Source organism: Halobacteriovorax sp. ZH5_bin.2 (genome assembly GCF_043196375.1).
Classification (GTDB): Bacteria; Bdellovibrionota; Bacteriovoracia; order Bacteriovoracales; family Bacteriovoracaceae; genus Halobacteriovorax_A.
Genome location: NZ_JBEBMJ010000001.1, coordinates 684,229 through 696,524, shown reverse-complemented (window position 1 = coordinate 696,524; position 12,296 = coordinate 684,229). Strand labels below are relative to the sequence as shown.

General features: G+C 37.7%; 13 protein-coding genes. 7 read left to right on the top strand and 6 right to left on the bottom strand.

Going from position 1 to position 12,296, the window contains the following annotated elements; all coding sequences use genetic code 11:
- Window positions 1-5: 5 nt before the first annotated feature.
- A complete protein-coding gene (locus ABMA76_RS03455) occupies window positions 6-1,478 on the bottom strand; it encodes a hypothetical protein (protein WP_392909038.1) in 1,473 nt (490 codons plus the stop codon).
- Window positions 1,479-1,607: 129 nt separating this feature from the next.
- On the bottom strand, window positions 1,608-3,587 hold the full coding sequence (locus tag ABMA76_RS03450; protein ID WP_392909546.1) for a BCCT family transporter: 1,980 nt from the start codon (window positions 3,585-3,587) through the stop codon (window positions 1,608-1,610).
- Between the two features lie 190 nt (window positions 3,588-3,777).
- Here ABMA76_RS03450 and ABMA76_RS03445 point away from each other — a divergent pair, with 190 nt between their 5' ends.
- The 3 genes from ABMA76_RS03445 (at window position 3,778) to ABMA76_RS03435 (ending at window position 6,670) form a co-directional block, all read left to right on the top strand.
- Entirely contained in the window at window positions 3,778-4,218 is a 441-nt protein-coding gene (locus ABMA76_RS03445) for a CBS domain-containing protein (RefSeq protein ID WP_392909036.1), read from the top strand.
- A gap of 33 nt (window positions 4,219-4,251) precedes the next feature.
- Window positions 4,252-5,544 (top strand): Na+/H+ antiporter NhaC family protein, encoded by a 1,293-nt coding sequence (locus ABMA76_RS03440; RefSeq protein ID WP_392909034.1) that lies wholly within the window; start codon window positions 4,252-4,254, stop codon window positions 5,542-5,544.
- Between the two features lie 67 nt (window positions 5,545-5,611).
- Entirely contained in the window at window positions 5,612-6,670 is a 1,059-nt protein-coding gene (locus tag ABMA76_RS03435; RefSeq protein ID WP_392909032.1) for a hypothetical protein, read from the top strand.
- Here the strand turns inward: ABMA76_RS03435 and ABMA76_RS03430 are convergent.
- Window positions 6,659-7,453, bottom strand: a complete 795-nt coding sequence (locus tag ABMA76_RS03430) for a hypothetical protein (protein WP_392909030.1) — start codon at window positions 7,451-7,453, stop codon at window positions 6,659-6,661. The genes ABMA76_RS03435 and ABMA76_RS03430 overlap by 12 nt on opposite strands.
- 99 nt (window positions 7,454-7,552) lie before the next feature.
- Between ABMA76_RS03430 and ABMA76_RS03425 the strand changes: the two genes are divergently transcribed.
- Together ABMA76_RS03425 and ABMA76_RS03420 are read left to right on the top strand one after the other, a co-directional pair.
- Window positions 7,553-7,939 carry a hypothetical protein gene (locus tag ABMA76_RS03425; RefSeq protein WP_392909028.1) on the top strand — a complete coding sequence of 129 codons (387 nt, stop codon included), beginning with the start codon at window positions 7,553-7,555 and terminating at the stop codon, window positions 7,937-7,939.
- A 33-nt stretch (window positions 7,940-7,972) separates the two neighbouring features.
- Window positions 7,973-8,332 (top strand): hypothetical protein, encoded by a 360-nt coding sequence (locus ABMA76_RS03420; RefSeq protein WP_392909026.1) that lies wholly within the window; start codon window positions 7,973-7,975, stop codon window positions 8,330-8,332.
- Between the two features lie 35 nt (window positions 8,333-8,367).
- Here the strand turns inward: ABMA76_RS03420 and ABMA76_RS03415 are convergent, their stop codons facing one another.
- Window positions 8,368-8,817 carry a CBS domain-containing protein gene (locus ABMA76_RS03415; RefSeq protein ID WP_392909024.1) on the bottom strand — a complete coding sequence of 150 codons (450 nt, stop codon included), beginning with the start codon at window positions 8,815-8,817 and terminating at the stop codon, window positions 8,368-8,370.
- 183 nt (window positions 8,818-9,000) lie between these two features.
- Here ABMA76_RS03415 and ABMA76_RS03410 point away from each other — a divergent pair, with 183 nt between their 5' ends.
- The gene (locus tag ABMA76_RS03410) at window positions 9,001-10,059 is read left to right on the top strand and encodes a CNNM domain-containing protein (RefSeq protein ID WP_392909022.1); all 1,059 of its coding nucleotides are present in this window, start codon (window positions 9,001-9,003) and stop codon (window positions 10,057-10,059) included.
- A gap of 18 nt (window positions 10,060-10,077) precedes the next feature.
- On the opposite strand, the gene ABMA76_RS03405 is transcribed toward ABMA76_RS03410, so the two are convergent.
- A complete protein-coding gene (locus tag ABMA76_RS03405) occupies window positions 10,078-10,944 on the bottom strand; it encodes an MBL fold metallo-hydrolase (RefSeq protein WP_392909020.1) in 867 nt (288 codons plus the stop codon).
- A gap of 106 nt (window positions 10,945-11,050) precedes the next feature.
- Here ABMA76_RS03405 and ABMA76_RS03400 point away from each other — a divergent pair, with 106 nt between their 5' ends.
- Window positions 11,051-11,788, top strand: a complete 738-nt coding sequence (locus ABMA76_RS03400; RefSeq protein ID WP_392909018.1) for a sulfite exporter TauE/SafE family protein — start codon at window positions 11,051-11,053, stop codon at window positions 11,786-11,788.
- Here ABMA76_RS03400 and ABMA76_RS03395 read toward each other — a convergent pair.
- On the bottom strand, window positions 11,780-12,286 hold the full coding sequence (locus ABMA76_RS03395; RefSeq protein ID WP_392909016.1) for an SRPBCC family protein: 507 nt from the start codon (window positions 12,284-12,286) through the stop codon (window positions 11,780-11,782). The two genes, ABMA76_RS03400 and ABMA76_RS03395, sit on opposite strands and share 9 nt — an antisense overlap.
- Window positions 12,287-12,296 lie beyond the last annotated feature (10 nt).

Genomic DNA, 12,296 nt, shown 5'->3' with positions numbered 1-12,296 from the left:
GTAACTTATTGATGTGTTAAAGTATAGAGACCTTGTTTATTTGAGGTAATTCCTTGCTCATTGCTTAGCTGACCTGAATTAGAAGTGTTTGGAGTTGCTTGGAAATGACCATAGCCAACAAAGCCTCCGTAAGTTGTGCGAACTCCAGAAATAACAGAAGTTGCCCCCGTGCCAGTAAAAGCGGCAATGGCAAAATCTCTCACAACAACATTTTGTACCTGACACGACACGATCCCAAGATTGCGATCTTCGATAACTGTTGCAATATAGTTATCCCCTGTTACGAAGTCAGTAATTCCGATTAATTGATCAATCTGTTGAGTTGCCGCATCAAGGCCAGAGATATCAACATCCGTCGCAATTGATGAGAAGCCAGAAACATTATAATCATGATAAATCTGATCACATGTCCAATTAAGGCCTCCTGCTCCAGGGTTTGTTCCTTTGAAGTTGATCTGATGATAAAAGTAATTAGATTTCCCAAAGTCAGCGGACTGAGTGTAATTCGATACAGAATTAAACGTTGTTTGTGCGTAGACTTTTGGGAAGGTCACCATTAAGTCTGGCGGAGTTGAGTCAATATGATAAGTGAACTCGGCCACTTCTGTTGAGCTCGTTGTACTCAGCGATTCAGCAAAAAATGACAGGCCAAACTCTCCATCTACAGTACCGACAGTAATTGGGCCTGAGTATATTGTTGGAGATGAGACAGGGTCACAAAATCCCCCACCAGATTGTAAACAATATGAAATCTTAGAGTTCTCACTACAAGTGATTGTTACATTAATTGTTGCTGAATACATCCCTTCAGCACGATCCACAGAACATGTCACAGGAGTAATCACAGGATCATTTGAGCTTCCGCTTCCACTTGAAGAGGACGATGATGTATTAGAGTCATCAGAGTCTTCAGTTGTTGTCGTTGATGAGCCACTCTTAACACCAAGATCATCATTTGACATAGAAGCAACGGAATTAGAAGTACTCGTCCCATCACTAGGGCCACCACTATCAGAAGAAAAATTATTTGTCCCGGAACTATCGCCACTAGAGCTACCAGCATCTCCGCCACTACTTGAAGGGCCAGCATATGAGCCACCTGCAGAAATGCTTCCACGGCCACTACCTCCACCTAAACTACCTTCGTAGCTAGAACCATCTAATTGCTGAGCTTCATAGGCTGGATCTCTAACAACCTTACCACCTACATTCACACGTGATGCTTCATTCTTTCTTTTTCTTGTTGGAAATTGTCGGCTGATCTCTTCTTCAAAAGAAGAAGGTCGGCGCTTTGATCGACCAAATTCATCAACTCCTTGGTCTTCTATTCTCTCTTGTGATTCAAGAGACTCTGAAAGCATTTTATCTTCAGGAGAAGTTGAGGATTCAGGTGCGAGGAAGCTAAAATAAGAAACAACTGCAGCCAATGCTCCAGCACCAAATATATTTCTTAAAAGTGAACGAAATTCTGAACTCAAAGTAACACCTTCCCCTACTCTTCTTATCGGTTAATTTTAATATATCTTTAAAAATATCAATAATTGAGTAGGAAAAGGCGCCAATATTAGTAAATAACCAAAATTATTTGCCAAGTATTCGTGTCAGAGCTAAACAAGCTCCGAGTTCGTTAAATGCAGATACTGATAATGCTTTTCATATTGAGTCACAGCATCAGCAACAATTTGTTCTTTTGAGTAACCATAGATATCGTACTCTTGCCCCCCACTTAGTAGGAAGACTTCTGCACGATAATACTTCTCTTGATTACCAGGTAAGAAATCAGGAACTTCAAATGACCTTAGGTAAACTTCATACTTAAAATCCTCAACTCCTTCCTTTTCGATAACAAGAGAGATTGCATCATCTTTACCATAGCGAATAACCGCTTCTAGTCCATTCTTGATAAATTCTTGTTGTAATTCTTTAAGCCCAGGTTCAACAACATCAGTTAAAAACTCTTCAGCGACTTTGTGTTTAGGGTGACTTAATAAAGCGTTTAAATGCTCCTTCCAAGTCATACTCGCCTTTTCGTACTGAACAGAACTTGTATGATTAAGAACCTGATTACGTAAGAGATAATCACTACGTAAAGACTTTATTAGACAATAAACCGCAATTAACAATAAGAAGATCATCGGAAAAGCCGAGGCAATCGTCATCGTTTGCAGGGCCTCTAGTCCCCCAGAGTGTAGAAGAACAGCTGCCACAACACCTTCTGTTACGGCCCAGAAAACTCTCTGCCAAACAGGTGGTTCTTGTTTCCCACCAGAAGCAAGAGTATCAATAACAAGTGATCCTGAGTCAGATGAGCTCACAAAGAAAGTAACAACTAGGATAACACCTAGGATTGAAAGTGCACTCGAAAATGGAAAGAACTCAAAAAAGCGAAATAGCGCAACAGGAACATTACCCGTAACTGCTTCTACAAATTTTCCACTTGTATCTTTTAGTGCAATTGAAATGGCAGAATTACCAAATACAGTCATCCAAAGGAATGTGAAACCAGCAGGAACAAATAGTACTCCAATCATAAATTCACGAATGGTACGCCCTCTTGAAATACGCGCAATAAACATCCCTACAAACGGTGACCATGAAATCCACCAACCCCAGTATAGAAGTGTCCAACCACCAATCCACTCTTCTTTTTTCTCATAAGCGTAAAGATTGAAAGTTTTGTAAATAATGTCTGAAAGGTACGATCCAGTGTTTTGAACATACTGTTGAAATAGATGGACAGTATCACCTAAGACCATTACTGCAACTAGAAGTAAAACCGCAACGGCAAGATTGATATTTGATAATTTCTTAATTCCACCATCAAGGCCAAGAACAACAGAAACAGTGGCCATTGCCGTAATAATAGCAATAAGTCCTACTTGAATTGTTTCTGATTGTGGAATACCAATTAAGTAGTGAAGCCCAGCATTGACTTGAGCAACACCAAAACCAAGAGATGTCGCAACACCAAACATTGTACCGATAACCGCAAATGTATCGACGATATCACCAAGTGGACCATGTACCTTATCTCCTAAAATAGGAAAGAACGCAGATCTTGGAAGTAGCGGTAAACCTTTTCGATAACAAAAGTAAGCCAGACAAACGGCCAAAAGAGCATAAGCTCCCCAAGCATGTAGTCCCCAGTGAAAGAAGGTAATTTTCATTGCCTCCCGAGCACTTTCAATACTCTGGGGATCTCCCACAGGTGGAGAATTAAAGTGCATGATTGGCTCAGCAACCCCAAAGAAAAGTAGACCAATCCCCATTCCTGCTGAAAAGAGCATGGCAAACCAAGATAAATTTGTATAACTAGGTTCTGAGTGGTCTGGGCCAAGTTTAATATCACCGAGGCGACTTACCATTAGCCATAGTGACGTGAATAAAATGATTCCCATTGCTAAAACATAGACCCAACTGGCCTTAGCAATTAACCAAGCCTGTATCCCCTTAAAAAACTGACTTAAATGTCCTGGCCAAAAAGAGCCAATGGCAGTGATTAAGAGAATGAAGAAAGCTGAGGTAAAGAAAACATTTTTGTTAATTGTTGATTCGACGACTTCTGTCGATTTCGATTCTTTATTGATAACAAACTCCCCTTTAATTGGACCCGTACCGGGACCAACACAAAATAACGTATAAAAACCAATGCATTCTTATCGACAGATTGGCCAAGAATTTTAAAGTTAAATTTTTTAGATTTAACTTAACAAATTTATTACTCACACCAATCATGAATCCCACCGTTATAGCTTCTGTTACAACAACGAGGTAAATATGGAAATTACAAAAATAATGACAAAGAAGCCTATTACGATCACAGAAGATAAGACTGTAAAAGACGCTGCGAAGTTAATGTGTGATAAACGAATTAGTGCATTACCTGTCCTAAATAAAGATGGTGATGTCGTCGGTATCATTACTGAGTCTGATTTTGTTGGTAAAGAAGTTGAGGTTCCCCATGCAATGGTAAAGCTTAAGCAGGCGTTTGGACATAACTTAAACTTTACTCAACTTGAAAAGACATACGAGCTTATTAAAGAAGTAAGGGTTGGTGAAGTCATGACTAGAAATGTGAAATCCCTAACAGAAGAGACTGATCTTGAAGGCTATATTCAATTTATGATTGAAAAGCATATCAAGCGAGTGCCTGTAATCAAAGATAATAAACTTGTTGGTATCGTCACGAGAAAAGATATCATCAAGTCATTTCTCTAGACTCAATTTGCTGCCATATGGTAAGGTGATTTCATGTCTCATATTAAGCAAAAGATTTCACTTTTACCGCTAGTTTTATTTGTCATTATCTACTTAGGCTCTGGAATTTATTTCCAGATGAAAGGTGTTAAGCATGCTTTCTATCAAGTGCCTGCACCAATTGCAATTTTACCTGCAATCTTTCTTGCCTTCTTTATGACAAAAGATACTTTCAATAATAATATTTCTAAATTTGTAAAAGGAATAGGACACCCTGATATTATTACCATGTGTCTCATCTATCTTCTTGCTGGAGCATTTTCAACGATTGCAACAGAGACAGGTGGAGTTGATGCCATTGTAAATCTCGGACTATCGATCATTCCAAACTCTCTCATTCTCCCAGGAGTCTTTGTTATCTCGGCCCTTGTTTCAACGGCCATGGGTACATCAATGGGAACGATTGGAGCGATCGGGCCAATCGCAATTTCAATGGCAACCAAAACAGATATCAACCTAGGAATCCTAGCGGGAGCAGTTATGTCTGGTGCGATGTTTGGTGATAACTTATCTGTCATTTCTGATACGACCATTGCTGCCACAAGGACTCAGGGTTGTAATATGCGAGATAAATTTCAAGAGAACTTTAAAATTGCATCGCTTGCTGCGCTTATCGCTATTATTGTTTACTTCTTTCTTATTTCTGCTCCAAATGTAGTATTTGAAAAGCCGACAAATTTATATTTAGGACTCCCATACTTCTTCATTCTCTTACTTGCTATCCTAGGGGTGAATGTCTTTGTAGTCTTATCAGGTGGAATTATCCTCGCAGGAGTAGTCGCTCTATTTAATGGTTTTGAAATTTCAACAATTATAGGACTGACTTACCGAGGTTTCAGTAATATGCAGGAGATCTTCTTACTCTCTCTTTTGATAGGTGGGCTAAGTGAGTTCATTAGATCAGAAGGTGGACTAGATTATATCTCTCATAAGATTCAAGGACTTATTTCAAAGTTTGCGCACTTGAATAAGAACGCCGCTGATCAAATAGGTATTGGATTCTTATCTGCTCTCACAAATCTGTGTGTTGCAAATAATACGGTTTCTATTATTATCGTAGGCCCTATTGCAAAGAAGCTTGCTGCACAGGGAAATATTTCACCTAAGAGAAGTGCTTCTCTCATTGATATTTTTAGTTGTGTGGTTCAAGGCCTACTTCCTTATGGTGCCCAAGCATTACTTCTAGGAGTGACATTTAAGATCTCTCCTTGGGAAGTTGTCACAAACTCTTACTATTGTATGATTCTACCGTTTATCGCCGTAGGCTTCATCTTTACAAGACGTTAGACCCTATAATTATTGCGATTTTTCCTATTTCCATTGAGATCGACAGGGATTTTTGTCATAAAGACTCATGCAAAATTCCTTCATTAAGTATTTATTATTTATCTCATTATCAATTCAAGCATATGCACTAAGTGAATATGCCGCTAGTTTTGAGACAGTAAATAGTGCGAAATGTAGCACCAAGGTTCCAAGTAATTGGCAAATCACACAATATGCAAGGCCCTATCTCAATACAAAAATTGATGAAGCCTATTCACTACTTGTTAAGACTTATGTCTACAATGGTTTAAAAGATAAAGCGGAGTTTAAAAGTAAGATAGCAGCGGCCAATAAATGTCAGACAAAATCTTGTAAGCTTAAAGAGTTATTTGAAAGTGATGAACTCATCGAGAAATCAATCTTCCTACTTTTTAAGTATGGCCTTAATACTTCTCCCTATGCAAATAAGGATGCGGCATTACTTGATCTTGAGCAAATGGATGCCATTATCAAAGGTGTGAACCTTCTTCCAACTCACCTTCCAAAGCTTTGGGTTAGTAAAAGACTGGTTCGCCATATAAAGAAAGATATCGGTTATGGCCATCGTGGAATGATCTTTGCGAATGCTTCAATTGAACTTTACGCTCCTTGGGATCGCGAACTTGATGAAGATGGAAAGGCCTATAGTCTCTTTCATGAACTTGGACATAACCTCGCCTACTTCTATAACTTAAACTACTCATCTTTTTGGTGGGATATGTCTGGATGGATCGATCACCCAATGGGATGGCGCTATAACCGCGAAGAAATGGTCTCACTTTATGGACAAACAAATCCAAGCGAAGATGCAGCAGAAAGTATCGCGGCCTATCGTTTAAATCCGGCCCATTTAAAGAAAGTGTCTCCAAAGAAGTACGCCTTTATTCGTGACTATATTTTCTTAGGGCAAGAGTACCTAAATGGATCAAGCTGTTCTCATACGCCGGTTAAAAGCTACTTAGAGAAGTTAATCTCGAGCGCTCGTAAAACATGTAAGAGCAATGATTGTCTTATCACTAATATCAAAACAAAGATAAAAGATGACAACCGCTACCCTTTATTTCTAAAGGCCAAGGATGACTTCTTTAAAACTTTCCTAACCAGGTAATTGTCCTCGATTAAGAGAAATATGAAGATGTAGAACTTCGTTATTGTAGCGATTATCAGACTCGTCTGATAAGCGCACGATATCTGAAATTGAATCGATTTGGTTTTTTATAAGAGAAAGATATCTTGGAGATATTCTACGAATCATCATCTTATTCACGAGATTTTGGAACTTAAAGTTTTGGCCAAACTCCATATCCCAATCATCAAACTTACCATAGGCCTTCTTAATAGCCTCACTCTCCTCTTTTGGAAAGCGAAACTCAGTTGATCTTGCATAGATTAGGCTATCTTGTTCAAAGGCAATCTCGGCCTTGATAAGATCGTTAACGACACTTTTTTTGATGGAGTAAGTTTTAAGTTCACTAATCTTCAAAGCACTTCTTGAAAGGGTCAAAATAAGAAAAAGAAAGTAATGAGACTTCGTTTGAGCAAGCGTATTGATCTGCATGACAGATAGGTAGCGCTGTCCTTGATTGGCCTTTGAAGCGACTTCGATGACTTTTTCATCACTCTGATTATCCTCTTTAAATAAGTAATCAAAAGAAGAGAATTGGTTGCGACAAAAGCTCAAAATAAGAATATTGGCATCCTTAGTCTTAAGACATTTAGCAATTTGATTAACAATGGCAGAAGAGGGAAAAGCATCCCCTTTTTCAATCTTAACGAAATATTGATAATTGCAGTCCAATCCTTTCTTTGCCAATACTTCATAGAATGATTTCGCACTCTTATAACCGTTTGCTTTTCTAATCTTAACCAAATCTTGACCAAAGTGATTCATAAATCTCCTGACAGGCGATTGTCGCCTAATAGAATACTTTTCAATGAATTATCGGAATTATAGAACTCATTCATTAATAAAATTTGGAGATAATAATAAATGAAAAAGCTAATTGCTCTGCTACTAATTTGCCTTACGACTTATGCTGGAAACGGCGTTGAGCGCGGAAGAGTAATCTTAACAGGTCAGTTTAAAATTCAAAAAGAGATTAGAAATTATCTTTCAAAAGAGTTAACGAAGTGTTCTCTAGGACTTTCTCAAGAAAGATTTGATATCAGAAATATTGCAATTTCTGAAGATCGAGTTGATCAAGGGATTACTGATTACTACTACAAAATTGAACTTACCCACTTAGATAATATTGGAAATAACCTAAATGACATCAAGATTGAAATTGAAGATGCTGATTATAGTAACTGGCGCCGTTACGAAGAGAAGCTATCGATTCAATTACTATCTGATGTGAAAGGAAATTGTAATCTTTAATTAATAATACACTTACTAACAACGGAGAAAAAAATGAAATTTATTCTAGTAGCACTTATGACTCTTTCGGCATCAGCTTCAATCATCAACTCAACTTTTGAAGTACGTCACAACGACAAAATCGTTGATGCTATCATTAACAACTGTAACGTTATGAAAGACCTTGCTCTTGTTTCAACAAAGAAAGTACAAGTTGTAGTTGACCAAGGTATCGTAGACTACAAGTTCGTATCAACTTTCACAGGAAAGCAAAGATACGACCAAAACATGTTTGATCACTATGAAATTACAGTAGAGTCTTGGCTATACGATGGTTACGACCACGCAACTCAAGAAGCTAACTGGTACAATGTAGAATCAGTAAATTGTGAAATGACTGCAGAAATGCAATAAAAAGAATAAAAGTAAGGCCTCTAACGAGGCCTTTTTTATTTTACACTTTCAAAAGCTTTTAAAATATCTTTTCTTGTAATGATACCAACTAGCTTATCCCCATCACATACAGGAATTCTCTTAAGTTGTTTTTTCATCATAAGCTCAACAACTGCAGTTAGCGAATAATCAGAAGTAACTGTCGTTACATTCTTTGTCATAATCTCTGACAGTGGCTTACTCTTTGCTTTCTTGTAAATATCTTCAACATCACCAAGATTATAATCCATTCCAAATAGTCTCTTGATAGAAGCTAGTGCATGTGGAATCTCAACTTCTCTACCGATAAAGTCAGATTGAGTTACAATTCCAACAAGCTTATCACTGCTATCTAGAATTGGCATAACGCTCACACCTAGATCAAGCATTGTTTTTGCAGCATCTGCAACAGTTTGAGTATCGCGACAAGTTGTTACATCTTTAGTCATAAATTCAGTTACTTTCATATAAACCTCAATTTTGTATTAATCCCCATTATTTTAACTTAAACTTGGCCCCTTAGCTATCATTATGAACAAGTGCCCATGGCCGACAATAACGATAAGGTACCAACATCTAATATATATTATGTATTATATTTGGGCGTTACTTAATTTGACACAAAATTAAAGCCAAATTAAAGTATAAAAATGCTAATAGTCTATATAGTCATCTCGATAGGCGTCTCCTTTCTATGCTCCATTATGGAAGCTGTCCTGCTTTCTATTACCCCCAGTTTTATTTTGGCATCCCAACGCCAGAATCGTAGTTATGCCATGGCATTGAAGAAGTACGCCTCAAATAAAGATGAATCCATCTCCGCAATCCTCACTCTTAACACATTTGCCCACACTCTGGGTGCCGCAGGAGTTGGTTCGGAATCGATTCAAATATTTAAAGAAATGGGAATTAGTGGTGCCAACATAGAGTACTACCTCTCAGCTGTTTCGATCGTCCTTACATTGGCCATTCTCTACCTTTCCGAAATTATTCCAAAGTCTCTTGGGCACCACTACTGGAAGAGCCTAACACCTTTCTTATTAAAGATTCTTCCACCGTTGATCTTTATTTTAAAGCCAATTCTCTTTATATCAATGACACTGATGAGGTTATTGAAGACAGAAGCGGAACATAAGATGAGTCGAGAAGAAGTTGAATCAATGATTGAATTAGGTGTTCAAACAAAGGCACTAGCAAAAGATGAGGGAGAATTCTTAAAAGAATCACTTTTGGCATCTCGAAAAGTCATTGAAGAAGTCATGACTCCTGCCCGCAAGGTCTTTATGGTAAATATTGAAGATACTATCGCCTCTGTATACGATCTAAAGGCTCCTGTGACACGTATCCCTTGTTTTGGTGAAACTGTTAACGACATCAGCGGATATATCCATAAAGAAGATATTGCAAAGTCAATTATCGAAAATAATAGAGACAAGAAGCTTTATGAATTACAAATTATTAGGCCTATTGCTATTATCAATCGCCAAACCCCTCTTCGAAACCTCTTTAAGCGCTTTATTCGAGAAAAAGAACATATCGCCATGGTAAGTGATGATTACGGAACAATTCTAGGTGTGATTACACTTGAGGATATTGTTGAGACCTTCTTTGGCATAGAAATTATGGACGAATTTGACGAAGTTGAAGATCTACAAAGTCAGGCCAAGGATGAGATCTTAGCAGAAGAGAAAAAAAGAGAGCACCTGTAGCACTCTCTTATTAGTTTTTTAATCTTTAAATGTTAATGGCATTTGAAGGTAACGAACTCCATTATCTTGAGGCTCAGGCATATGCCCCCCTCGAATGTTTACCTGAATACTTGGAAGAAGTAACTTTGGTGCAGCAAGTGTTTTATCGCGACTTGTACGAAATTGTACATACTCTTCACGACTCGTATCTGCTCTAAGATGTACATTACTCTTCTTATTCTCACCAATTGTGCTCTTATACTTTAATTCTCTCCCACCTGGCTGATAATCGTGACCGGTGTAAACATTTGTCTCATCTGGTAACGTATAAAGCTTCTTTGTAATTGAGTCATAAAGTGCGTTTGCATCCCCACCAGGAAAATCACATCTTCCGGTACCATAATCAGGCATAAAGAGAGCGTCTCCAGTGAAGACATTATTACCAATGATAAATGAAGAACATGCTGGAGTATGCCCAGGAGTGAAGATCGTTTTCACTTCAATTGTTCCTGCCACTAGTGGTTCATCTTCATTTAAGAAGGCATCGAAGTCTTCAAGCTTAATCTCTTTTAAGATATTAAACTTTGCACCAAAAACTTCTTGAACAATTTTAATATTTTCATTAATTGCTACTTTCACACCAGGGAAAAAGTCTTTAAGCTTTAGCGCACCAGTTAAATGATCTGCGTGAGCATGAGTTTCTAAAATATAATGAGGTTTAAGTCCCGCTTCTTTTACAAAGATTGCAACTTTTTCAACTGACTCTGTTGTGATCGTTGATGATGCCTGATCATAATCAAGAACTGGGTCGATAATCACAGCATCCTTTGTCACGTTATCATAGACAACATAAGTTAGTGTGTAAGTTTGCTCATCAAAGAATGTTTTTATATTTAAATTATCCATAATTTCCTCCTATCATAGAGTAAATAGATTTATGGGAAAAGACATTGACCCCCATCAATGTTTAAGAAAAATTAATCCCCTATACTGATTTCAGGAGGAAATATACATGGCATATTTATTAGCACTTATCGCGGGAACAACTCTTGGACTTTTAGGTGGAGGCGGGTCAATCCTCGTGGTTCCAATCTTAGTTTATATTGTCAAAATCGATCCAAAGATTGCCATTACCATGAGTTTAGCAATTGTCGGTCTAACAGGCTTTATGGGAACTCTAAGACACCACAAGAATGGGAATGTTATTGTAAAATTAGCATTTCAATTTGGTGCCATGACAATGCTTTCAACTTATCTTGGAACTTATCTGGCATCTTTCATAAGTGGACAGGTTCAACTCTATATCTTTGCAGGAATTATGCTCCTGGCATCAGTTTCAATGCTAAAGAACGGCAAGAATATCAAAGTTAAATCCTCATCAAATCTAACGATTTTTGGGGCCGCAAGTGTCGTCGGGATTGTAACTGGGCTCATTGGAGTTGGTGGCGGATTCCTCATTGTTCCAGCACTGGTAAACTTCTTTCATGTCCCAATGAAGAAGGCCATTGGAACTTCCCTACTGATTATTGCGATTAACTCTCTAATTGGATTTGTGGGAAATATTATCAACTCACCTAACCTAGAGCTTGATTATCAGTTTATTGCTATCTTTACAGCTCTAGCAATTGTTGGGTCACAATTTGGTTCGGCACTGACTCATAAGCTGCCGCAAGAAAAGCTTAAAAAGATTTTTGGTTACTTCTTAATTGTGATGGGAATCTTTATGATTATTAGAGAAACTCTACTCTAATTTCTTCTTTAATTTCTTCAGGTATTTTTTCATAAGAACACCGTATAATTTTACCACGACCTCTGGCTTTGCATTAAAGCCAAAGGTCTCTTTAATCATACGACGATCAAAGTCCACCACATACGTAAAGATAGTTCCATTATCACTTTCTTTAAACATGCGATTGCTTCTTAAGAAATATGGGTTTGATCTTACTGTTTCAAATAAGGCCTGATGAGGAGCATTTAATTCGATAAGTTCTGTCGTCGTAATAAAGTGTTTACGAATACCAATCCACGCATCTTCTCTAAAAGTACTCCCAACTTCAAAAGTACGAGAATTGGTTGCCATATCATTTACTTCACTACGCCAATGATGATCGTTCATTGGATCGGCCACAAATTCAAAAACTTCTTCAATTGGTGTATTGATTTCGATACTGCCGGTGACTTGGACAGTTTCAATTGCAAAAGTAATATTAGTAATAAGTAGCGTAATTAGAAGTAAAAGATTTCTCATATAAAAATGA